The following is a 24504-nucleotide window of genomic DNA, read 5'->3' on the forward strand; positions in this document are numbered from 1 at the left end:
TAGTGTGCTCTTAGGAGAGCTTGAAGCCAGCAACAGATGCGCTCAAATCTTCAGCCAAATCAGTCAACTGCCCTACCGATTGTGCTGTCTGCTTCGTGCCTTCTGTTGTTTGAGATGTAATGTTCTGGATTTCCTGCATGTTGCGGCTCACCGTCGCGGCTACTTCTGTTTGCGCAACCGTCGCTTCTGAAATCGCCTGAATCAATCGCGCCAAGTTGTTAGTCACCGTTTCGATCTCATTCAGTGCCTGACCCGCAGCATCGGAAAGGCGAGCCCCTTCAACCACACCCTCAGTACTCTTTTCCATCGCGGCGACCGCGCTGTTCGTATCGGTCTGAATAGTCTTCACGATCGCACTAATCTGCTTGGTCGCCTCTGATGACCGTTCAGCAAGACGCTGAACTTCTTCCGCAACCACCGTAAAACCACGCCCCGCTTCACCGGCTGATGCCGCCTGAATCGCAGCATTCAATGCCAGAATATTGGTTTGTTCGGTAATGTCCGAGATCAACTCCACGATTTCACTAATTTCTTGTGAGCTTTCACCCAAACGTTTAATACGTTTAGAGGTTTCCTGAATCTGTGCACGAATTTCGTTCATGCCTGAAATCGTATTCTGCACCGCCAAGGCACCTTGTGTCGCAGCTTGTAGTGATCGCTGCGCTACCTCAGAAGCTTGGCTGGCATTACTTGATACGTGAAGAATAGAGCGTGTCATATTATTGACCTCTTCACCTGTTTCAGTAATACGGCCAGATTGTTCTTCCGCAGCCACCAGCAAATCAGCGGATGTCATCTGCGCTTGCGCTGTTGCATAGTGCACCTGCTCAGTTGCGCGGTTAATTTCTGCAACCAGATCTCGAAGACTATCAATCGTGTAATTAATAGAGTCAGCAATCGCACCGGTGATGTTTTCAGTCACCAACGCTTTTACAGTCAAATCGCCATCAGCCAAGTCACCCATTTCATCCAGCAAGTGGAGAATGGCCTCTTGGTTGCCTTGGTTAGCCTGCTCAATCTCAATAAAACGTTGGCGCGCTGTGGTTACCTGACGGTATCCGATAGAGACAAGCATAATCAGGGCTGTAAAACCTGTGAATAACGATACGCCCAAGAATGCACTAGCTTTACCCTGATCTTTATAATCATTCACTAGGCCGTGGGCAATGGCTGCGATCTCATCACTTTTTGATACGATATCGGTAATAGCTGGGCCCGAAACTGCCGTACCCTTACCAACGGCCTTCAAATGCGCATAAAGACCTTTCCAGAGTGCATCTATCTGATTCAAGGCAGGGCCAACTTTATCACCTGGCAATAGCGTATCTGCATCAAGCCTATGCATGACCTTGCTGTCATTTTCAATACTTGCTTTTACTGTAGTTAAACGCGCTGCCGCTGCCTGATCTCCACTTAAGGCAAGTACCGTATCGCGTGCAGCTTGTTGAACAAGCACCTGCACATCTGCTGCCGCAGTTGAAAAGTTAATGTCGCGCTCAACTTGCAGGATATTAAAAAGCAGGCTTAGTAAAGCAATAGCCGTTGCAAAAGAGAATGTTGCGATTAAACCGCGGGAGAGTCTGCCCGCGCTCACTGCATCATCCGGCATCACACTTTTGCTCGAGAAAACTGTTTTTAGTTTACCCAGCCATTGCGCCGGTATGGTTTTAAAATCGATCGTTGAAAAATCAATTGCCATTGTTATCCCCTGTATTTTCTATATCGCTAGATTCTGCATCTAGGCTGCAACCTGCATGAATTCATGTTGATCTATGAGCTTTGCTACGTCGACCTCATCCCATTTTTGCCCAGTAGGGTCTTTATATTTATTCAGCACCCAAGGCGACTTGCTATCAGCCTTGGTTTTCTTTTGTATCTGCATTTCATCAACACTACGTAAACCAACCAACTGATTTACCAATAAAGCAGAATTGATGCCAAAACGCTCATGGAGCAATAGAATCCGGCTTTGCGAAGTCAGGGGAGTGGCTTGCCCACCTAAAAATAATGACAAGTCGCTTAATGCGTATAGGTTACCACGCACATTCGCCATGCCAAGAAACCATGGCTGCGTCAAAGGAATATGAAGTATTTCAGGCACGGCAAGCACCTCACGCACGTCACCCAACCCAAAAAGAAAGTCGGATTTATCAACCTTGACCGCCAAACGGGTTGAGGGTGCAGCCTGACCACTCTGGGCCGAATCCCTGAGCTTATCAAGTATCTCCTGCTGATAAGCGTGAAGATTAAGCTTTTGTTTGGCCATATTTGCTCAGCGCCTTGATCTTGGCAAAAAGGTCTTGTGGATTCACAGGTTTGATCACGCAATCTTTAGCGCCTTGGCGTAATGCCCATAACCTGTCGGTTGCCTGCTGTTTCCCGGTACATATAATGACCGGGATATGGGCTGTCTTTGGGTTTCTGGAAAGCGCACGGGTTGCTTGAAAGCCGTTAAGAATCGGCATAATCACATCCATCACGATAAGGTCTGGTGGATCCAACTCGACCTTATCAATGCAGTCTTGGCCATTTTCTGCGGTGCTCACTGTGAAGCCGACTTTTTCCAGCATCTCGGTCAAATAAAACCGGTCTGTTGCTGAATCATCTACAACTAGAATTTTAAATGTCGCCATACGTTTCATCCTCGTCTAAAGCTTCACCGCCGGGTTGCGCATAAGTAGTGATTGCTTCTAGCAGAGATTCCTGGGTAAAAGGTTTTGTAAGATATTGGTCTGAGCCTACCATGCGTCCACGCGCTCGATCAAAAAGACCATCTTTGCTTGATAGCATAATAACGGGTATAGATTTATAGCGCGGGTTTCTCTTGATGAGCGCACAAGTCTGGTAGCCATCAAGACGAGGCATCATGATATCAACGAAGATAAGGTCAGGTAACAGATTCGATATTTTTGCCAACGCATCAAAACCATCTTCCGCCAGTATGACCTTACAGCCGGATTGTTTCAGGAATATCTCGGCACTGCGACGGATGGTGTTACTGTCATCAATCACCATCACCTTCACATCTGCCAGATTGACTTCCCCCACCCTGCATCCCCTTTGATTTTAAGTGTGCTACTGATTACATATAAGCAAGTAGCTTGCCGTCTTTGGCATTCTATCCAGAGAACTCTAAAAGGTGCAATACTTTCGACAGCATATATTCAGTTGTCAACCTGATAACAAAGGGGTTAAATATGGCTAGCTCTTGCAACTGAGGAGAAAAGGCTTTTATAAATTTCATTAAAACATAACAAAAACAAGCTACTTAAAACAAAAAATCAATTAATTGATAATAAGCTAGCTACACCAAAGTAGCAGCAATTTATAGAGAGGAGAAAAATGCTGATTAGTCAGGAGTCGCTCACGGGGAAGATGGCACTAAAAGATTTCGTGCCCACTTCTTCGCTGCCAAGCGCCAATTTGGTGCTGGTTTTTGGTTCAGTCAGGCGTTTTAGCGAACCCAAATTACCCGCTTTTTTAAAAGACCGTTATCCTCAGGCACAGATTATTGGCTGTACGACCTCGGGCGAGATCAATACCAACGAGGTATTTGACGACAGTCTCCAGTTGACTGCTATCCAATGGGAGAAAACCACCCAGCGCGTAACACACACAACGATGAGTGGCATGCAAAGCTCATTTGAAGCCGCGCAGAGCTTGGCTATCCAGTTAAAAACTGATGACCTTAGAACCGTTCTAGTCTTTTCTGACGGCTTGCATGTGAACGGCTCCGAATTGCTGGAAGGTTTTCAAAGTGTATTGGGAGAAATTCCGATTGTAGGAGGCATGGCGGGTGATGCCGGTGCTTTTGTCAAAACACTACAGCTATTCAACGATACCGTTTCTGAAAATATGATCATTGCTGTTGGGTTATATGGCAAAAACCTAGTCACAGCGACAGGTGCCTCAGGCGGCTGGAAACCTTACGGCCCGCCACGCAAGATTACAAAATCAGATAAAAACATTGTATACGAGCTAGATGGTAAACCGGCACTGCCGCTTTACCGCATGTATATAGGTGAGCATTTCGCAAAAGGCCTGCCAAGCACAGGATTGAAATTCCCTTTCGCGATCATTGAAGAAGGTAAGCGCGAGACAGAGAAGATTCGTACTCTGCTTGCCATCAACGCTGCGGAAAACAGCCTGATCTTTGCCGGAAACGTAGAAGAAGGCGAAACCGTCAGGTTGTGTCAGACCAATCACGAACGCCTTCTGGAAGGGGCTAGCGGTGCAGCTGGCTTTATCATCAGCAGCCTTGAATCTGCAGAGTCATTTCAGCCCGGACTGGCATTATGTGTGAGTTGTGTAGGCCGTAAATTGGTCATGGCAGACCAGGTTGCGGATGAGATCAAGGCCGTGCAGAAAACACTAGGCCCCCACACCAAGATTGCTGGGTTCTACTCTTACGGCGAGTTTTGCCCCCGCCCCAATACTAACGATAGCGTACTGCATAACCAGACGATGACGATTGGCTACTTAAGTGAAGATTTACTCGTTTAGCTACCGCAAAACATGATTTAATAATGATTAACTAAAAATTCAATCAAGGAGAATGTAATGAGCGTAACCCTTAAAGGCAATCCAGTGAGCATCGGCGGCACACTGCCAAGTACTGGCAGCACAGCACCAGATTTCAGCCTTGCTGATAAAGCACGTACAGACGTCAATCTAGCGACCTATGCAGGAAAACGTAAAATCCTAAACATATTCCCAAGCGTAGATACACCGACATGTGCGATGTCCGTACGCCAATTCAACACTAAGGCTAGCAAACTGGATAACACCGTTGTGCTATGCATCTCTGCTGATTTGCCATTTGCACAAACACGCTTTTGTGGCGCAGAGGGTTTGGATAATGTTGTGACCTTATCCACATTCCGCAACACAGCTAAATTCTCTGAATCATATGGCGTACAGATCAAAGACAGTAGCTTAGCTGGCCTGACTGCGCGTGCAGTTGTCGTGCTGGATGAAAACAATAAAGTATTGCATAGTGAATTGGTGTCAGAAATCGCCAATGAGCCCAACTACGATGCAGCACTAGCAATACTGTAAGCCGAATCTCTTAATAAAAAAGCCGACACATTGGTCGGCTTTTTATTGGCTAACGTTATTACGCTATTTTTCCTGATATTTAGTATATTTGGCGTTACTGCCCCGTGCTTTGTCGACAGGGTATTTCTTAGCACTCAACAATATCTTCGCATTTGCGGCATGAAGCAGGTCGATCTTCAATACTTCAGCAATGCGTAAAAGATAAACGAACGTATCAGCAAGCTCATGGCTGACTTGTTCGCGTTTTTCAGGGGTTAGCTGATAACTGTCTTCCAAGGTATCCCATTGAAAGTGCTCAACCAGCTCTGCCGCCTCAACGATCATCGCCATGGCGAGATTTTTGGGGGAGTGAAACTGCTCCCAATCCCGCTCGTGCACGAATGCATTGATCTTTGCGCGCAACTCAGCCAATGAATCACTCATCATTTATCCCTCCTGATTTAGCCTTCTTTAACCGCATCTTTACGGTTTGAACCAGCCACCATCTTAATCTCAAACAATCGGCACTCTAATGGGCCATTAAATAGCGGCGTGCGCTTTGATGGCGCCAAGCGCATTAGTTTAGGCAAACGCATGTCAGTGGTGAGGAAATAGGTATTCCAGCCGGAGAATTTCCGTTTTAATGCTTCACCCATCTTAGGGTATAGCGCGGCAAGTTCCTCATCTTCACCGATACGCACGCCATAAGGTGGATTTGCAACTAAAACACCTTCACCGTGAGGTGGTATGACTTCGGTAAAATCGACTTTCGATAGCTGCACGGCCTCCATTAGGCCTGCCTGCTCAATGTTCTGCTTGGCGATACGCACAGCGCGTAAATCAGTATCGCTGCCGTATATCTTTTGAAAGGTAACAGGCTTGATTTTGGATTTTGCTTGCTGGCGCAGTTTGCTCCACGCAGTCTCATCAAAATTCTTGAGCTTTTCAAAACCGAAGGTGCGACCACTACCCGGCGCAATATTGAGTGCGATCATGGCAGCCTCAAGAAGAAACGTACCGCTACCGCACATCGGATCTAGAAAAGGTGTTCCCGGTTGCCAGCCTGAAAGCTTCAGGATGCCAGCAGCGAGATTTTCGCGCAATGGCGCTTCTATGCTGGCACGGCGCAATCCGCGCTGATAGAGCGCATTACCTGAAGTATCAAGATAGAACTGGTATTCTTCAGCGGCAAGATAAGCGTGGATACGCACATCCGGCTCTTTAGTATCGATATACGGACGACTACCAACAGCTTGGCGGAACCGATCACAAACGGCATCTTTTATCCTGAGCGTTGCGAATTCCAAGCTCTTTAAGGGGCACTTCACACCAGTCACCTTGACCATAAAATCACTGCCCACATTGAACCATTGAGGCCAATCCAGTTTATAAGCGGCTTGGTACAGGTCATCTTCAGTCGCATACCTGCCACGCCCTACTTGCCAAAGGATACGGGTTGCGATGCGGCTCTGGAGATTTGCCTGATAACACATCGGCATATCCCCGCTAAAGCCAACCCCACCATCTGTAGGCTGGATGTTTTTAGCGCCACAGGCGGTTAATTCATCGACGAGTAAGGCTTCTAAACCACGCGGGCAAGTTGCAAAAAACTGGTGTTGGCTCATTAAGATTCTTTTCCGTTTGCTTAATTAATCGAGCAGCAAGCGGTTGCTTGTTGCTTCGTTATGTTCTCTCAGCTTCTCGACAAATTCGAGAAACTCAATCTTGTGTTCTGCCTCTAGGGTTTTTGCACGTTCGCGCAATGAGCTCCAGCGCAAATCATTTGGGCTTTTACGAAAGCCGATGACCACGATATTACCGGGGCGCCCTGTTGGCAGTATCAGAATACGCTGTTTAAAACTCTCTTCTATACGCTGACAATAGATATCAAAGTTCTTATCCGAACCCCAAAGATTGATTAGCATCATGCCATCTATGGTAAGTGCGGCAGCACATTGATCGAAGAAATCCTGTGAGCATAAATCAGGTGGAATGCCTTTGCTATCAAAGGCATCAATCATCAGTACTTGAGCAGTTTCGTGATGCGTCTGCAAATAAGCAACACCGTCACCCTCTATCACGCTAAATCGCTCATCATCTTCGGGCACCATGAAGTGGCTACGCGCAATACTGATGATCTGTGGATTGATCTCAACGACTCTTGTATCGATATCCGGCAGATGATGGTAGATATATTTAGGTACTGACCCACCGCCTAAACCTATCGCCAATAGGTTTTTTACTTTGCTGGAGAAAAGCAGAAAAGCCATCATGCCGCGGGTGTAGCGTAACTCAAGCTCAAATGGTGCCTTTACGCGCATCGAACTTTGCACGGTATCGGAGCCAAGATGCAATGAACGTATGCCATTACTCTCGCTGACATCCACGCTGCTTTCTTCAGTGACGCGCCTATGGATACTACGCGCAAACATCCCGGCACCCAATTTAAACATCAGGCCGCAGCCTCTGTAGCAGTTTCAGCTTGCTCCTGTGCCTTGAAGCGGGTATCTAGCTCTAGCATCAATGTATCTACGCGCTTGATCTCTAATATTACTTTCGTACCAACAGCAAGCTCCGGCATGCCATGCACTTTGGTGATGAATGGGATATGGTCAAGTCTAACAAGATTCTCACGCCAAACGGTTGCGCTCACCTCGGCAATATTTTCCTGAATCAGGTATTGCAGGCACCAGTAACGTTCCATACGCGTCTGAAACTCATTGTAAGCATTATAGGTTTGATCAAAATTACGCATCGCTACTAATAGATCATCACTGTCTTTTGGATAAGCTGGCGCTTCTGCGTTCAAAATGGAAATAACTTGCCGTTGATTGATCAAATCGACTGCACGGCGCAATGGTGAGGTGCTCCATGCATATTGCGCAACGCCCAACCCTTGATGCGGTTCGGCTTTAGTCGTCATATACACTTTGCCGCCGCTCTGTGCACGATAGATACCGGGAATATCATGCTGCGCCAGTAATGCACCCCACTGGCTGTTGGCTTCTATCATCAGTTCAGCGACAAGCTTATCCATCGGCGAACCACGACGGCGTGTAATGATGCTGACAATGCCGTCATCTACATAAAAATTGTAATCGAGCTGCACTGGTTTATTAGGGTCATGCTTACCACGTGCTTTTTCCAGCGCTTCAGCCAACTGAAAGAGGAACAACAGTTTTTGCCAATAGGGATGGCCGCTATCGGCAGCCAATGTATCTTCATTAAAATAAGGCTCAAGTGCATCATGACGCAGGTTATCTACGATATTGACCAGCTCAAGTTTGCTTTCGCGATTAGCGATCACCAGCTCGGGCGTCACCTCTAGATATAAAGACAATGCAGGCCGCCATTCGCCTGCATTCAGGCTATAAGGTTGCACGAGAGTATCAGGCAACATGGTGATCTTGTTGCCGGGCATATAGACAGTTGAGAGGCGTTGCATCGCGATATCGTCCAACGCGCTTTTCAGTGGAATACCCAAGGATGGCGCTGCGATATGAATGCCTACTCGCGTATTACCATTGGACAACGCATGCACTGAAAGTGCATCGTCGATCTCAGTTGTCGTACTATCATCGATACTGAATGCCTCGGCATCAGAGCGCGGCAAATCTGAAACATCGACCTGCAATTCATCGATCGCAAAACCAGTGCCGTCAGGGAAATACTCGCGTAAAAAAGCACCAAGATGATAATCATGTATTGACGCGATAGCGCCTGCAGCTTCAAGCAATTTGATATGGCTGATATGTGTATCCGCTGATGCTTGCTCTAATGCTTTCCACTCCAGGCTATTTTTATCAGGCGAATAAAACAGCATATCGAGCTTATCGCTGAATGCTTCAGGTAATTGATTGGCTTTTAGCTGTTCTGCATATTGTGCGATTTTCTCGGCCTGCAGGCGCTTTTTCTCAAGCGAGGCCAAAGCCGCTTTTAGCGTTTCGGCAGGGGCAGCCTTGTAACGCCCCTTACCTTTGCGGTAGAAGTAAACAGGGGCACTATGCAGGCGCAAAGCAACGGCAGCCGACTCTATTGAGCTAGGCGTCTTGCCATAATACTCCCGCGCCAGCTCTTCAAACCCGAATTCAGGTTCGCCGCAACACTCCCAGAGAAACTCCGTCTCGAGGTTTTCAGCCTCTTGGTTGGAGGCATCCATAAACCCTGATAGTGCTGACTCAAAACGCATCAATACATTAGCAAGTTTGATCTTGCTGCGCTTACCACTTAGCGACTCTATTTGTAGTGATCCCGCGCTTTCTGACATAACAGAAGCGACCTTAAACCCACCATCTTCTTCAAAAAATACATTCATTGTTTCTTGATTCTTTTCCAACTTAATTTAAGCATCAGTTGACGCCAATATTGTTATCTCTGTAACGTAGCATCTATGAATGAAGCAGAACACCTAATCCTTGATGCAGGACAACGCCCTACCGCATCCCGTGTGGCCGTCCTCAATATATTAGCCAATGCCAGTAACGCACTAACGCATACTGAGATTCTGGATCAGCTGGATAATTTTGACCGCGTTACCTTATATCGTGTTCTCGATTGGCTTGTGGATGGCGGCCTCGCACACGCTATTATGGGGCAAGATCGCGCTAGACGCTTCCAGCTAACGCAGAAAAACACCGCGCATCAACATGCCCATTTTAAATGTAATCAGTGCGGCAAGGTGTATTGTCTTGATGGCGTGCATATAAAACCGCCACAACAGATCCCTAAACATTTTACCGTTGAATCAGTCGAACTCAACATCAGCGGCCGTTGCGCCGATTGCGATTCGCATAAATCTTAAATAGCCATTCAATTTAGCAATAATGTTGTAAATAACAACCCTCCTGCTTAACCACATACGGAAGTAATCGCAAATAGCATTGGGCATGCAACTTTGGAAGCAGCTTCCGGATCCATTTCCGAACTGGGATGCTGAACTCAATGAAGCCCAGAAAAAAGCGATAGCGGAGTACACTGAGTGCTAGTTTTAGCGAGAATAGACATTCTTGATCTTGTGCCCGTCTACCAGTCTAGTCGTTTAAAAATGCTTGCTGCAGACCTTGTGCGAACAAGATACATGCCCCTAACCCTTTTAGATACTGAACGAATTCTTTACTGTACAATCAACTAGAGCTTAACTATCTTAAAACCTTAAAGAGGAAAGGTCATGACTTCAAATTCTGTTAAAACTTCCATGAATATATCTGACCTTTCGGAAGCTCATGGCTGCGAAGGATGTATTACGCCATCTTTTTTAGGGTTTGATTTTGAATATGCGTATCAGCCAATCGTTGATTTCTCAACCAAAAGTATCTATGCCCATGAAGCACTGATTAGAGGGGCCAATGGTGAAGGCGCTCACACCGTGTTGAGTCAAGTGCATAATGATAACGTATACAGATTTGATCAGGCATGCCGTGTAAAAGCTGTAAAAACAGCCGCAGCGCTTAATCTTCAAGGATACTTATCCATCAACTTCATGCCAAATGCGGTCTATCGACCAGAGCTTTGCATCAAAACCACACTGGCTGCAGCCGAAAAATATCATTTCCCGATAAACAAGATCATTTTTGAATTTACAGAAGTAGAACGAATAAAAGACACCAGTCACCTTTTAAATATTGTGGCTGAATATAAGAAAATGGGTTTCAAGACCGCCATTGATGACTTTGGTGCTGGCTATGCTGGCCTTAATTTGCTTGCTCAATTCCAACCAGACATTATCAAAATTGATATGGAGTTATTGCGAAATATAGATAAAGACAAATCTCGCCAAGCCATCTCAAAAGCCCTTATCAGCATGTGCCAAGAACTTGATGTAACAGTACTGGCAGAGGGTATAGAAACAAAGGGGGAGCGAGATTTCTTTACCGCTCATGGTGTATCTCTTATGCAAGGTTTCTTATTTTGTAAACCTGCATTTAAAGCTGCGGGCAAGATTGAAGCTGATGCCTGGAATTAAATTGGCTACCCAAGAAATAAAACAATCCATAAAATTTGAGTTTTAGTCATGATAGATAATCGTATTCCCGTCACCCTGCTTACAGGCTTTCTAGGCAGTGGCAAAACCACCCTTCTCAACAAGCTATTGAACAACCCCGGCATGAAAGATACCGCCGTTGTGATCAACGAACTTGGGGAGGCCGGGTTAGATCATATACTTGCACGCACGGTAGAAAGCGAACATATCGCTGACAATACTGTATTGCTCGAATCAGGCTGTTTATGCTGCACATTGACTAATGAGATGGCAGATACCCTGCGCGATCTATTCTTCAAGCGCGCATTAGGCGGCATTCCAGAATTCAAACGTCTAGTGATCGAAACCACAGGTATGGCGAATCCTGGGCCAATCATGGCGAATCTACTCAATGAACCCGTTATTAGCTCAACCTACAGACTTGATGCTGTAGTGGTGACGATAGACAGCATTTATGGTCTCAACCAACTGAATAGCCATAGCGAGGCGCAAAATCAGGCCGCTGTTGCTGATGTATTACTGCTGACGAAATCAGATCTGGCAACAGAAGAACAACTATCTGCACTCAGTGAAAAACTTATAGAGATCAACCCGGGCGCGACGCAATACCGTATCACGCATGGCGAGATCAGCCCATCGTCGATCATTGATGTGGGCCTGTTCGATATGGAAAAGAAAGCACAACCGCAACGCTGGTTGCGTGCCCCCAGTCGCTCAAAAGCAACGCGCGGGTCTTTGCCCCAAGCAGCGCACGATGATGAGATCAGCAGTTTTACCGTCACCATGCCCAAACCACTCATGTGGTCACAACTAGAACAAGTCGTTAAATGGGTGTGTGAGTCTCAAGGTGAAAAGCTACTCCGGCTTAAAGGCATCATTCATGCTGAAGATGCGCCAGCACCACTAGCCATTCACGCAGTGCAGCAAACCCTCTACCCGCCAACATTGCTTGAAAATTGGGAAGAAGATGAACCGATCAGTCGGATTGTATTGATTGGCAAAGGTTTGGATGAGCTAAAGATTCGTGATGCAATGATGCAGGTTTAGGATTTACTAAACTTAGCATCGACCTATTTTACACAAGGCGTTATCACGCATATCATTCTGTCCCAACATGTTTAAGCATGACCAGAACCTAAAAAATGTCTGAAACCCACATAGATATATTGCTTGTCGGCGGCGGTATTATGAGCGCCACTCTTGGCACCTTATTGCAGCAGCTTGATTCCTCATTAAAAATCATGATGGTGGAAAGACTCGACCAAGTCGCCCAAGAGAGCTCAGATGGCTGGAACAATGCAGGCACAGGCCATGCAGGCTATTGCGAATTGAACTACACGCCACAAAAACCCGATGGTGAAGTCGAGATCAATCGTGCACTTGGCATTAATGCGGCTTTTGAGACTTCACTACAGCTTTGGTCTTATCTTGTTGATACTAAACATCTTTCCACCCCGAAAAGCTTTATCAACCCTACGCCTCACGAGAGCTTTGTATGGGGTGATGCCGATGTGGGATTCCTGAAAAAGCGCCATGCGCGATTAAGTGCCCACCACTTGTTTGAAAACATGGAATACAGCGAAGATCCCGATGTGTTACTTGAGTGGATGCCCTTGATAATGCAGCACCGCAAAGTCACGCAAAAAATAGCCGCTACGCGGGTGAAATATGGCTCAGATATCGACTTTGGTGCATTAACGCATCAGATGGTAGATGCATTAAAAGCATCCCCTGAGTTCCAATTACTTTTGGGCCACAAAGTAGAGACATTGCGCCGCAAAAAAAACCACCGATGGGAAGTCAAACTTGAGAATAGACACACTGGAAAAACCAGAAAGATAGATGCTGGCTTTGTCTTCCTTGGTGCTGGCGGTGGCGCACTACCGCTTTTGCAAAAGTCAGGCATCCCTGAAAGCAAAGGCTACGGCGGGTTCCCTGTTAGCGGGCAATGGCTGGTGTGCAATAAGCCTGAGGTCATCAGCCAGCACTACGCAAAGGTCTATGGTAAAGCGCCGCTCGGTGCCCCGCCTATGTCTGTGCCGCATCTTGATACACGCATCATCAATGGGAAACCCGCCTTGTTATTTGGCCCTTATGCAGGTTTTACGACAAAATTTCTGAAGAAAGGCTCATTTCTTGATCTCGTGGCATCTGTTAAATCAAACAACCTGAAATCTATCTTATCGGCAGGCTTGCATAATCGTGATCTGACCCGATATCTGGTAGGTGAGGTATTCCAATCACATAAAGAGCGCGTAAAAGCTTTACGTGCTTTTTATCCTGAAGCAAAGGAAAGTGACTGGACACTCGCCAACGCTGGGCAACGTGTACAGATCATCAAAAACTGTGACAAAAAAGGTGGAAAACTTGAGTTCGGTACCGAGATTGTTGCAGCTAAAGACGGGACGTTAGCCGCATTACTGGGCGCATCTCCTGGTGCATCGACTTCTGTGCAGGCGATGCTTGAAGTATTGGAACGATGCTTCAAAGATAAAGTGGCAAGCCAGCCTTGGCAAGACAAGCTGAAAGAGATGATTCCCTCTTATGGTGAATCTTTAATTGAGAATGCCGCGTTACTCAGAAAAGTACGTAAGAGAACGCTAAAGACACTGAAATTGAACTAGTCACAGAAAGTTAGCCGTAGTCATTTATAATAGCGGCTTATTCAGAATAATTGAGTACGCCTCAATACAGATTTAGCTACAAAATGAGCCCATACCAAAAAATCGCAACCGACGATATCCGCATCAAGGAGATCAAGGAACTCGCCCCTCCTTCTACCTTGCTGGAAAAGTTGCAGGCGAGTACTGCGACTACGGATAACATCGTGGCTGCCCGATCTGCTATCCACGGCATATTGCATAGCGCTGATGACCGTTTGCTGGTCATTGTCGGCCCTTGCTCGATCCATGACCCTAAGTCCGGCATCGAATACGCAAAACGCTTAGTGACACAACGCGCCCTTTTCTCAAAAGAACTGGTCATCGTGATGCGTGTATATTTTGAAAAACCACGCACGACCGTGGGCTGGAAAGGCCTGATCAATGACCCGCACCTTGATGGCAGCTACAAGATTAATGAAGGCCTTGAGATTGCCCGCCGCTTCTTGCTGGAAGTGAATGAGCTTGGCTTGCCTGCGGCAACCGAATTCTTGGATACCATCACGCCACAATACACAGCAGACTTAGTCAGCTGGGGAGCGATAGGCGCACGCACGACAGAATCACAGATACACCGGGAGCTAGCTTCTGGTTTATCTTGCCCGGTCGGCTTTAAAAATGGCACCGATGGCAATATCAAGATCGCAGTTGATGCGATTAAGGCTGCCGCAAGCCCACATCATTTTCTATCAGTGACCAAAGAAGGCCATTCAGCCATCGTATCAACAACGGGCAATGAAGACTGCCATGTCATATTACGTGGTGGAAAAACACCCAACTATGATGCAGCCAGCGTTGAAGCGGCAGCGAGCGAGTTGGCAAGTGCAGGCCTGACAGCAAAAGTGATGGTAGATTGTTCACATGCCAATAGTTCACGCCAGTACAAAATGCAGACAGAAGTCGCAAAGAACGTGGCCGATCAATTAGGTAATGGTGATGACCGTATCATCGGCGTGATGGTGGAGTCACACCTGTATGAAGGCCGGCAAGATCATACGCCCGGCTGCTCACTTGAGTACGGAAAATCTATTACTGATGCCTGTTTAGGGTGGGATGATACGCTGGTTGTACTTGAAACTTTGGCAGAAGGTGTGCGTGCTCGCAGAAGGCATGAAGAAGTGATCGAGTAATTCCTTTCAAATAAAAAAACCGGCTCACATGGCCGGTTTTTTTATTATCTGAAACTAAAACAATTCCAGATTACGACTCTTATCCCCTTTTCGCCGCACACTTCTGCTACGTTTCTTGATACCAGTCTTTTGCTGTGATTTAGGCATCAACTCATCATCTGAAAAAAGTAATCCTTGTGGCGCAAACATATCTTGACTGCGCTGCGAGGCTTTAAATTTAGCCAGCAATCGGCAATCCACCGTGATATCAGCAATTGGGACACAACAACATGGCAACACCTCATCGTATGCCACAAAGGCCAGCGGCGGCTCCAAGTAGCGAACATCTCCATGCAAGAGTTTGACACGACACATGCCACAATAGCCGCTGCGGCACTGATATTCGACCTCGTGCCCGGTGCGCTCCAACCCATCCAGCAATGTCTCATGCAGCACTAGACGAAATGATTGATCTTGTGTGGTGATCTGACTCAAAGTTCAAAACTGTTAAGATCATCCGCCGAGACTTCTGAATCGATCTGGCCGATAAGATAAGAGCTTAATTCAACTTCTTGCGGAGCCACTTGCACGGTATCAGAGGCCAACCATGTATTGATCCATGGGATAGGGTTACTTTTTGCATTCTCGAATGCGGGCGGTAGGCCGACTGATGCCATGCGGTTGTTTGTGATGTACTCGACATACTGGCAAAGGATGTTCTTGTTCAAACCGATCATCGAACCACCTTTGAACAGGTAATCTGCCCAGCCCTTCTCTTGTTGAGCCGCTTCCTTGAACATATCACAACATTCTTGATGCAGCTCTTGGGCGATTACCGCAAACTCGGGGTCATCCTGCCCTGAACGCATGATATTCAGCATATGCTGCGTCCCTGTCAGGTGAAGCGCCTCATCACGCGCGATAAGTCGGATGATCTTGGCATTACCTTCCATCACCTTACGTTCAGCAAAGGCAAATGAGCAGGCAAAGCTGACATAGAAGCGAATCGCCTCAAGAATATTGATGCTCATGAGGCATAGATAGAGCTTCTTTTTCAGTTCACGCAGACGAATAGATTCCAGCTTGCCATTGATGACATGCTCCCCCTCACCAAGCTGTGAATACAGCATCATGTAACGGATCAGATCATCGTAATAAGCGGAGATATCAGAAGCTCTCGCACAGATATTGTCATTGCGCACGATGTCATCGAATACCAGTGATGGATCATTGATGATGTTACGGATGATATGCGTGTAGGAGCGCGAGTGGATAGTCTCAGAGAATGCCCATGTCGCGATCCAAGTCTCCAATTCAGGCAATGAGGCTAACGGCAGCAATGCCACATTGGGACTACGGCCTTGAATAGAATCCAACAACGTCTGATATTTCAGGTTACTGATAAAGATGTGCTTCTCATGCTCAGGCAAATTCTGGTAATCGATACGATCTTGCGAAACATCCACCTCTTCCGGACGCCAAAAGAATGAAAGCTGCTTTTCGATCAAGCGTTCAAATACCGGGTATTTTTGCTGATCGTAGCGAGCGACGTTGACCGGCTGTCCGAAGAACATCGGCTCTTCCATCTGCTTGTTATCTACCTTAGAAAAGATGCTATAGGCCATGACGTTATTCTCTGGTATTTATTCGATTGATTTTTATTAGTATCAGCTGCGCACCGATAAACGGTGCGCAGCTGGCAATGCACTTGTAGTATCTAGCTAAATAAGGACGCCTATATCTTGCAAGCACCACTTTCACAAGATGCGTCTTCCTCTTCGCTCTCGCCTGCGCCATCACGCGTGTTGTGGTAATACAGCGTCTTGATTCCCAACTTATATGCCTGCAACAAATCTTTCAGCAATTGCTTCATCGGCACCCGACCGCCTTCAAAACGCTTAGGATCGTAATTGGTATTGGTCGAGATCGATTGATCGACAAACTTTTGCATGATGCCTACCAGCTTTAGATACCCTTCGTTATCAGGCATTTGCCAAAGCAATTGGTATTGACTACGCAGACGATCGATTTCTGGCACGACTTGGCGCAAGATACCATCCTTGGATTGCTTCACAGACACCAAACCACGTGGCGGCTCGATGCCATTGGTCGCATTGGCAATCTGGCTGGAAGTTTCAGAAGGCATGAGCGCAGTTAGCGTAGAGTTGCGCAGACCATGCGTTGTGATATCGCCACGAAGCGCTTCCCAATCCAATTGCAACGGCTCACTGCAAACTGCATCCAGATCGCGCTTGTAGGTATCGATCGGCAAAATGCCCTGCGCATAGGTAGTTTCATGGAATGCTTTGCAAGGACCGAATTCGCGTGATAGCTGTACCGATGCTTTCAATAGGTAATATTGGATGGCTTCAAAAGTGCGATGCGTCAGCGATAGCGCTGCTTCATCAGTATAGCCAGTGCCGTTCTTTGCCAGATAATAAGCATAGTTAATGACACCGACCCCAAGCGAACGGCGTTTCTCAGTCGCATTCAAGGCTGCTTTTACAGGGTAATCCTGATATTCGAGTAACGCATCCAGTGAGCGAACGACCAACTCTGCCAGACCTTCAAGCTCATCCAATGATTCCAATGCACCAAGATTGAAAGCTGAAAGTGTGCATAAAGCGATCTCGCCCTCTCCATCATTCAAATCGTTCAATGGGCTTGTTGGTAAGGCAATCTCCATACACAAATTAGATTGGCGTATTGGTGCTAAAGCAGGGTTAAATGGACTATGCGTATTGCAATGATCCACATTCTGTATGTAGATACGCCCAGTGCCAGCGCGCTCTTGCATCATCAATGAGAAGAGCTCGACAGCTGGCAACGTGCGCTTGCGAACACTGCCATCGGCTTCATATTGGGTATATAACCGCTCGAACTCATCCTGATCTGCAAAGAATGCGTCATACAAACCCGGCACATCATGTGGGGAGAACAAACTGATCTCTTGCCCCTTGATGAGTCGCTGATACATCAGACGGTTTATCTGTACGCCGTAATCAAGATGGCGCACACGGTTCTCTTCCACGCCACGGTTATTCTTGAGCACCAATAGGGTCTCGACCTCAAGATGCCAGATCGGGTAGAACAAAGTCGCAGCACCACCGCGCACTCCACCTTGGGAGCAAGACTTGACGGCTGCCTGAAACAACTTGTAGAACGGCAAGCAGCCTGTGTGCTGCGCTTCACCATTGCGAATCTCGCTGCCGACTGCACGGATACGCCCCGCATTGATGCCGATACCAGCACGCTGGGATACGTAACGCACGATTGAGCTCGTCGTCGCATTGATACTATCCAGACTATCATCGCACTCGATCAATACGCATGAACTGAACTGACGGGTAGGTGTACGCACACCGGCCATGATTGGGGTTGGTAACGAAATCTTGAAGTTTGAAGCCGCGTCATAGAAGCGTTTGATCAGATCAAGGCGAGTACTACCTGTATATCTGGCAAATAGACACATGGCGACCAGCATGTAGAGGAATTGCGGACTCTCATACACTTTTTTGCTGACACGATTCTGTACCAGATACTTGCCTTCCAACTGCTTGACTGCTGCATAGGAAAACTTCATATCGCGCCAGTGATCGATATAGCCATTCAATTCATCAAACTCGGCCTTTGTATAATCGCGTAGCAGGTGCGCATCGTATTTACCAAGCGCTGTCAGATTGGTGACATGGTCAAATAGATGCGGTGGCTCGAACTGGCCATAAGCGATCTTGCGCAAGTGGAATATCGACAAGCGCGCCGCCATATACTGATAGTCTGGTGTTTCTTCCGAAATCAGATCCGCGGCTGATTTGATAATGGTTTCATGGATAGCATCCGTACGAATACCATCATAAAACTGAATATGTGAGCGTAACTCAACCTGAGAAACCGAGACATTATTCAGACCTTCTGCCGCCCACTCGATCACGCGGTGGATCTTGTCTAGATTGATAGGCTCAAGGCGGCCATCACGCTTAGTGGCTTGCATAGATTCGTAATGAAGTTGGCGAGGCGTGTTTACTGTTGTGTCGTCCATGATGGCTCCCTTATGCGAGCGCGGGGATGTCCAGACCATATCTTAAGTACAGTACAGCAAGATAAATAACTTGCAACACGCACCAGCCAATACGGACAAGCAATGAAGAAAACGCAAAGCGCGTTCTGTTCTGCCGAGGTCACCCCGCCTCAAACGTTACGAAAAATATCCACGGCAGGTCTCCTGGCTTTCAGCTTCACTCAGACAGCCTTCCCGGATATATCCAGTGGCATGTTGCCCGAGCGACCAGTCCTAAAACTGGTGGCTGATTACAGTTGCGGGGGCAGCCCCGGCTTTAGAATATTCATCTTTTTGAATACCCTTTACCGGATTCCCTTTTAACTCACATTTAGAAATGTCTGTGAGGACCGTAGTGGCTCCACTATATCTCAGCGGGATATTATTTTGCAATAGAGATTTTTGATAAAAACCACAATAGGTTGATTTTTTTAAAATAAAAAATCAACCTATATGTGCATAAGGATTTAAGAGAAGACTACTGCTGCAAGCTTGCGCGCAGGTTTCTTGCTACCTGAACCATGTTCTGCAATGCGGTAACAGTTTCCGGCCAAGCTCGGGTTTTTAAGCCGCAATCCGGATTGATCCACAAACGCTCGACAGGAATGACTTCCATCGCACGCAGCATGAGTTTTTCCATCGCTTCGACAGTAGGTACTCTTGGCGAATGGATATCATAGACACCCGGCCCTATCTCATTTGGATATTCGAACTCCCCGAATCCATCCAGCAATTCCATCGCTGATCGTGATGTCTCGATGGTGATGACATCTGCATCCATTGCAGCGATAGATGGCAGAATATCGTTGAATTCCGAATAACACATATGCGTGTGTATCTGCGTTGCATCATTCGCCACGCTTGCTGACAGCTTAAATGCTCGAACCGCCCAGGCAAGGTAGTGTGCCCAATTGGCTTTTTGCAAAGGTAAGCCCTCACGAAATGCCGGCTCATCGATTTGGATGACAGAGATACCCGCTTTCTCAAGATCAGCAACCTCGTCACGTATCGCCAAAGCTAACTGCAGAGCAGTAGTTTCACGTAGCTGATCGTTACGCACGAATGACCATTGCAACATCGTCACGGGACCAGTAAGCATACCTTTCACAGGCTTTTGTGTAAGAGACTGCGCATAGGTCGTCGCTTCTACCGTCATTGGCAATGGTCTGTAGACATCGCCATAGATGACGGGCGGCTTCACGCAACGGGAACCATAACTTTGCACCCAGCCATTTTGGGTAAATGCATAGCCAGCAAGTTGCTCGCCGAAATACTCCACCATGTCATTGCGCTCCGCCTCGCCATGTACCAATACATCTAGACCCAAAAACTCCTGTTGCTTGATGGCATGACGGATATTCGCTTGCATATCAGATATATACTGCACCTCATTCAATTCACCTCTCTTAAACGCGGCACGGCTGGCACGTATCTCAGCCGTCTGCGGGAATGAACCTATCGTCGTCGTGGGCAATAATGGCAGCTTAAGTTCTGCCTGCTGGATGACTCGCCTGGCTGCAAAAGGACTTTGGCGATCCGCATCGACTTCATGCAGTTTTTCTAAACGCTTGCTGACTTCACTGGCGTGCACCCGACTAGACGTCGAACGGGTTACCGCTGCATGATAAGATTGCGATAACGCATCAGAAACAGCATCTCTACCCTCATCTAACGCTTTCACCAATACTTGCAGCTCGATCAACTTTTCATCTGCGAATGCAAGCCATGACTTGATTTCACTATCCAGCTTGGTCTCATGATCAAGCGTCACTGGCACATGCAATAGCGAACATGATGGGGCGATCCATAAACGATCACCCAGCAATGCCGATACCGGCTCTAAAATATCTAAAGTCTCATTCAGGTTATTGCGCCAAATGTTACGTCCATCGACTACGCCAGCAGATAATACCCAGTGTGACGGTAATGCATGGAGCCATGGCTTCAGCTGCTCAGGAGCACGTACAAGATCGATATGGATGCCATCCACAGGCAAGCTTATGATGCTGGGTATATAGCGCGCCACATGATCAAAATAAGTCGCTAGCAATAACTTGGGGCGGTCATCACGAATGCGTGCGTAAGCATGCTCAAACGCCTCTAGCCACTGCGCATTCAGATCTAACGTCAGAATAGGTTCATCTATCTGCACCCACTCGATACCACGATATTTAAGCTCTGCCAACAATGCGGCATATTGCGCGCACAATGATGGGAGAAGGCTTACTCGATCAAAACCCTCTGCGCGACTTTTGCTCAGATACAGATAAGATACCGGACCAAGCAAAGTGGGCTTAACCGATGATCCAGTTGCCAGTGCCTCATCCACCTGAACCAGCAGTTCATGTGCATTGGCAGAGAATGCGGTCTCAGGGCCAAGCTCGGGCACAAGATAATGATAATTGGTATCGAACCACTTGGTCATTTCACTGGCAGGCTGTGATGCATTGCCACGCGCCAGAGAAAAATAATCTGTAGGTGCCAATACTTTACCGGCCAAGCCAAAACGCGCTGGGGCAGCGCCGAATAACACCGTGTGATCAAGCACATGATCATAGTAAGAAAAATCGCCAACGCTCACGAATGCCAGACCGGCGCTTTCTTGTTTTTGCCAATTAAGGTGACGAAGTTGGCTGCCAGTAGCTTCAAGCTCCTGAATACTGCTATTGCCTTGCCAGAATGACTCTAGCGCGAACTTCAGCTCACGTTTTGCGCCTATGCGCGGATAACCAAGAATATGTGCGGTTGTCATGATGACTCCATGCTTTTTGAAAAAAATGGAGTTTGCGTGCTATCATTAAATTAATAAAGCGACATTTTTTTAAATTAAATTGAATTAAATTCATATCATGATAGAAATCCGGCACCTAAAATCATTCAAGGCCATTTCAGAAAGTGGAAAGCTCGCGCTTGCGGCAGAGCGCGTACACCTGACACAATCCGCACTCTCCCACCAGATACGTGCTGTTGAAGAATATTACGACATCACCTTATTTCAGCGCACGGCTCATGGCTTACGCTTCACGCCTGCTGGTGAGCGACTATTAAAACTAGCCGATATCGTGCTGGAAGCGACAGCACACGCTGAGCGTGATTTGGAACGGCTCAAGCTAGATCAATCAGGCGAATTGCGTATCGTGCTGGAATGCCATACCTGTTTTGATTGGCTGACCCCGGTAATGGATCTATTTCGGCGTGCATGGCCAGAAGTAGAATTGGATCTCGTGGCCGGGTTCCACAGTGACCCTTGGAATCTGATCAAAGAGGGTAAGGCAGATTTTGTCATTGGCGGCTTGCCAAGCGCCTCCAAACATCTGCAACACACGCCTTTATTTAAATTCGAGATACTGGCTGTGCTTCCGCCAGACCATCCATTGCATAACAAACCTTATTTGGTACCAGAAGATTTTAATCATCAGACCTTGATCACTTATCCAGTACCCGAAGAGCGCATCGACCTTGTGCGGGAGTTGCTCGCTCCTGCGCATATCAAGTTTGAACGTCGCACCGCTGAATTAACGGTCGCCATCATGCAGTTAGTCGCCAGCCGTCGCGGACTTGCGGCATTGCCAAGCTGGGGATTGCAGAATTACATCGAGCATGAATATGTGATCGGCAAACCTATTACGAAGAAAGGCTTGTGGTCTGAATTACATGCCGCGGGCAAGGCTGAAGTGATGGCGAAACCTTATGCTGTCGATCTCGTGCGTATCATTCGCGAAGCATGTTCAGAAAAGCTAGATGGGATTAAGCTGATCTGATACTTGCAACTGGCTTTTTGACCTAAGGATGTTTAGTCAAGCGACCACAAATCGTGAAATCAATAAAGCATCGATCAGTTCGGAACCCATCGCACACAGCCATCCTGCTGTCAGCAGTTTTATGCCCGGCAGAAAAGACCTTGGCCTGATATCGAACGCTACACAAATACGTTCTTCATCGGAAGTAAAAGGGATGGTTCTGTGAAAAAGCGAAGAGGGAAATAGCACGATATCACCGAGCTTAGGCGCAATCACCTTGACAGGAAAATTCGTATGCTTCTGCGGATAATGATCACCATGTGTACTGAATTCAATGCTGCCATCAGCTTGCCCGACTTTTTTCTTTGGCAATGAAAGATACACCGACCCACTCAACCAGCCAGTCTCATGGATATGGGAAGTCAAGTGCCCGCCCGTGCGCATCTTCACATACCAGGAGCTACTGAATTCTGTTTGCTGGGGGAATGACCGCACCAACTCACAATCTGCGTCAGCAAAACGCTGTTGGTATGCCTCGACTTCTTTTTTGATAAGTTGCGAGAGCTTGATGAATGAAGCCTCTGAGCGTTTGAATAGATTACCCGCAGATTGGATACCGTGATGCAACCTCCCCTGTTTTCTTTCAGCGATCTCAGCAAATTCGATATCGCGCAGCAAATCACTTAACAGCTCGCTATCTTCACCGGCAAGCTCACCAATGCTGTTGTGATAAACAAAATCCATCGGTGTCTTGCAGAAATCGTACGGGTCTTCAACGCCGAAGTTGGCCGCATAATGGGTAGATAAAGTCGCAAGAAACGGCGAGACATTGCGCTGCTGCAATAGCGGCTGCAGCTTTTGCTTGAATGCGTCATATTGCTCGGCTTTATATAAGCAATAGAGCTGCCTTTCCTGCCAGTCACCTAGTTTGGATTTCTCGAAATAAGCAATGGCCTGCTGGAAATCACCTGCATCATATAAAAACTGAGCGATGTTATAACTCGCTTCTTCATGATTGGGGTCGATTGCAAGCGCTTGATGATAGCTAGCAACCGCCTCGTCCATCTTGCCCTGATCGCGTAAAGCCTCACCCAGATTGTTATGCGCCTGCACATAATTCGGATACAGGCTGATCGCCTGACGGTAAGCCGCGATCGCGTCATCCAGCTTACCTTTGTCGCGCAATGCAGTGGCAAGGTTAAAATGACCACGCGCATCAGGATTGATATTTAACGCTTTTTGATAACTGCTGATTGCCTCATCCAGCTTACCTTGTTGCTGCAATACCGTACCAAGGTTGCCATGTGCTTCAAAGAAACCAGGTTCGATAGCGATTGCACGGCGATAGCTGGCTACCGCATCTTCGAATTTCTCAATAGCCTGTTGAGAAATGCCCAGATTAAAATAAGCATCTGCATAGCTGGGTTTGATGGCGGCGGCTTTTTTATAATTGGTAACCGCCTCGTCATGGCGCCCAAGATTTGCCAGCACGGTTGCCAGATTAAAATGGAGTTCTGCTGAATTAGGCATTGCAGCCACCACACGCTTAAAACTCACGGCAGCCTCTTCAAACTTTCTCTGCCCAGCCAGACATGGCCCTAGGACGTTATGCAGGATGGGGGCGTTAGGATAAACCTGAAGCAACGCTTTAGCAGTCGCTTCAGCTTGTTGTAATTGGCCTGCGTTATACAGGTTAAGCAGTGGTTGAATCTCGTGGGCAGCAGGCTGCCTGAACTGCGCGTTTCCTTTTTTCATGTCATCTCCAAGCTTTTTCACTTAATGGAACGCGGCTCTTGATGGCCGTTGATCTTGCAGCTTCAAATCAATGAAGGTGTCCCAATATGAATATGTTTCAGCAGGCTAGATTATGCACGAATTACAGAATTTTGTAACAGAATGTAAATAATGTTTTATGAATTGT

At 47.1% G+C, this 24504-nt stretch carries 21 protein-coding genes and 1 riboswitch; of the genes, 8 read left to right on the top strand and 13 right to left on the bottom strand.

What is annotated here, in order from left to right; all coding sequences use genetic code 11:
* Positions 1–10: 10 nt before the first annotated feature.
* Genes A7981_RS07145 through A7981_RS07160 form a run of 4 tightly spaced genes read right to left on the bottom strand, consistent with a single transcriptional unit; the run spans position 11 to position 3015 of the window.
* Positions 11–1699, bottom strand: a complete 1689-nt coding sequence (locus A7981_RS07145; protein WP_067266060.1) for a methyl-accepting chemotaxis protein — start codon at positions 1697–1699, stop codon at positions 11–13.
* Positions 1700–1738: 39 nt separating this feature from the next.
* Entirely contained in the window at positions 1739–2266 is a 528-nt protein-coding gene (locus A7981_RS07150) for a chemotaxis protein CheW (protein WP_067266063.1), read from the bottom strand.
* A complete protein-coding gene (locus A7981_RS07155; protein ID WP_067266066.1) occupies positions 2247–2633 on the bottom strand; it encodes a PleD family two-component system response regulator in 387 nt (128 codons plus the stop codon). The genes A7981_RS07150 and A7981_RS07155 overlap by 20 nt, the downstream gene beginning before the upstream one ends.
* Positions 2620–3015, bottom strand: coding sequence for a PleD family two-component system response regulator (locus tag A7981_RS07160; protein WP_067266678.1), 396 nt, complete (start codon positions 3013–3015; stop codon positions 2620–2622). The genes A7981_RS07155 and A7981_RS07160 overlap by 14 nt, the downstream gene beginning before the upstream one ends.
* Positions 3016–3342: 327 nt before the next feature.
* On the opposite strand from A7981_RS07160, the gene A7981_RS07165 reads away from it, so the two are divergent.
* Both A7981_RS07165 and tpx read left to right on the top strand, forming a co-directional pair.
* The gene (locus tag A7981_RS07165) at positions 3343–4503 is read left to right on the top strand and encodes an FIST signal transduction protein (RefSeq protein ID WP_067266070.1); all 1161 of its coding nucleotides are present in this window, start codon (positions 3343–3345) and stop codon (positions 4501–4503) included.
* A gap of 57 nt (positions 4504–4560) precedes the next feature.
* Positions 4561–5058 (top strand): thiol peroxidase, encoded by a 498-nt coding sequence (gene tpx, locus A7981_RS07170; protein ID WP_067266071.1) that lies wholly within the window; start codon positions 4561–4563, stop codon positions 5056–5058.
* A 63-nt stretch (positions 5059–5121) separates the two neighbouring features.
* Here tpx and A7981_RS07175 read toward each other — a convergent pair whose 3' ends face one another.
* From A7981_RS07175 to A7981_RS07190, 4 genes are read right to left on the bottom strand one after another with little or no spacing between them, the layout of a single operon-like run.
* Positions 5122–5481, bottom strand: a complete 360-nt coding sequence (locus A7981_RS07175; RefSeq protein WP_067266681.1) for a nucleotide pyrophosphohydrolase — start codon at positions 5479–5481, stop codon at positions 5122–5124.
* A 17-nt stretch (positions 5482–5498) separates the two neighbouring features.
* A complete protein-coding gene (locus A7981_RS07180; protein WP_067266074.1) occupies positions 5499–6662 on the bottom strand; it encodes a class I SAM-dependent RNA methyltransferase in 1164 nt (387 codons plus the stop codon).
* A 24-nt stretch (positions 6663–6686) separates the two neighbouring features.
* Positions 6687–7490, bottom strand: coding sequence for a polyamine aminopropyltransferase (locus A7981_RS07185; protein ID WP_067266077.1), 804 nt, complete (start codon positions 7488–7490; stop codon positions 6687–6689).
* Positions 7490–9352: a ribonuclease catalytic domain-containing protein gene (locus A7981_RS07190; protein ID WP_067266080.1), complete on the bottom strand. Its 1863-nt coding sequence runs from the start codon at positions 9350–9352 to the stop codon at positions 7490–7492. Before A7981_RS07190 ends, A7981_RS07185 begins: the two co-directional genes overlap by 1 nt.
* Before the next feature lie 75 nt (positions 9353–9427).
* Here A7981_RS07190 and A7981_RS07195 point away from each other — a divergent pair, with 75 nt between their 5' ends.
* From A7981_RS07195 to aroG, 5 genes are all read left to right on the top strand, one after another.
* The gene (locus A7981_RS07195) at positions 9428–9838 is read left to right on the top strand and encodes a Fur family transcriptional regulator (protein WP_067266083.1); all 411 of its coding nucleotides are present in this window, start codon (positions 9428–9430) and stop codon (positions 9836–9838) included.
* 366 nt (positions 9839–10204) lie between these two features.
* Complete coding sequence (locus tag A7981_RS07200) at positions 10205–10999, top strand: EAL domain-containing protein (protein WP_254258515.1); 795 nt, start codon at positions 10205–10207, stop codon at positions 10997–10999.
* Positions 11000–11050: 51 nt separating this feature from the next.
* Complete coding sequence (locus A7981_RS07205) at positions 11051–12064, top strand: GTP-binding protein (RefSeq protein ID WP_067266685.1); 1014 nt, start codon at positions 11051–11053, stop codon at positions 12062–12064.
* A gap of 95 nt (positions 12065–12159) precedes the next feature.
* On the top strand, positions 12160–13641 hold the full coding sequence (gene mqo / locus A7981_RS07210) for a malate dehydrogenase (quinone) (RefSeq protein ID WP_067266086.1): 1482 nt from the start codon (positions 12160–12162) through the stop codon (positions 13639–13641).
* Positions 13642–13724: 83 nt separating this feature from the next.
* Positions 13725–14807, top strand: a complete 1083-nt coding sequence (gene aroG, locus A7981_RS07215) for a 3-deoxy-7-phosphoheptulonate synthase AroG (protein ID WP_067266089.1) — start codon at positions 13725–13727, stop codon at positions 14805–14807.
* Between the two features lie 54 nt (positions 14808–14861).
* Here the strand turns inward: aroG and yfaE are convergent, their stop codons facing one another.
* The 4 genes from yfaE to metE form a co-directional block, all read right to left on the bottom strand.
* Positions 14862–15281 (bottom strand): class I ribonucleotide reductase maintenance protein YfaE, encoded by a 420-nt coding sequence (yfaE, locus tag A7981_RS07220; RefSeq protein ID WP_067266092.1) that lies wholly within the window; start codon positions 15279–15281, stop codon positions 14862–14864.
* Positions 15278–16411, bottom strand: coding sequence for a class Ia ribonucleoside-diphosphate reductase subunit beta (nrdB, locus tag A7981_RS07225; RefSeq protein ID WP_067266093.1), 1134 nt, complete (start codon positions 16409–16411; stop codon positions 15278–15280). The genes yfaE and nrdB overlap by 4 nt, the downstream gene beginning before the upstream one ends.
* 110 nt (positions 16412–16521) lie before the next feature.
* Positions 16522–18825: a class 1a ribonucleoside-diphosphate reductase subunit alpha gene (nrdA, locus tag A7981_RS07230; protein ID WP_067266094.1), complete on the bottom strand. Its 2304-nt coding sequence runs from the start codon at positions 18823–18825 to the stop codon at positions 16522–16524.
* Positions 18826–18980: 155 nt separating this feature from the next.
* Positions 18981–19213, bottom strand: a riboswitch (cobalamin riboswitch).
* Positions 19214–19321: 108 nt separating this feature from the next.
* Positions 19322–21595, bottom strand: a complete 2274-nt coding sequence (metE, locus tag A7981_RS07235) for a 5-methyltetrahydropteroyltriglutamate--homocysteine S-methyltransferase (RefSeq protein WP_067266101.1) — start codon at positions 21593–21595, stop codon at positions 19322–19324.
* A gap of 97 nt (positions 21596–21692) precedes the next feature.
* On the opposite strand from metE, the gene A7981_RS07240 reads away from it, so the two are divergent.
* The gene (locus tag A7981_RS07240) at positions 21693–22604 is read left to right on the top strand and encodes a LysR family transcriptional regulator (protein WP_067266103.1); all 912 of its coding nucleotides are present in this window, start codon (positions 21693–21695) and stop codon (positions 22602–22604) included.
* Positions 22605–22640: 36 nt separating this feature from the next.
* Here the strand turns inward: A7981_RS07240 and A7981_RS07245 are convergent, their stop codons facing one another.
* Positions 22641–24338 (bottom strand): tetratricopeptide repeat protein, encoded by a 1698-nt coding sequence (locus A7981_RS07245; protein WP_067266106.1) that lies wholly within the window; start codon positions 24336–24338, stop codon positions 22641–22643.
* Between the last annotated feature and the right edge of the window lie 166 nt (positions 24339–24504).

The sequence above is a fragment of the Methylovorus sp. MM2 genome (genome assembly GCF_001648895.1).
GTDB lineage: Bacteria > Pseudomonadota > Gammaproteobacteria > Burkholderiales > Methylophilaceae > MM1.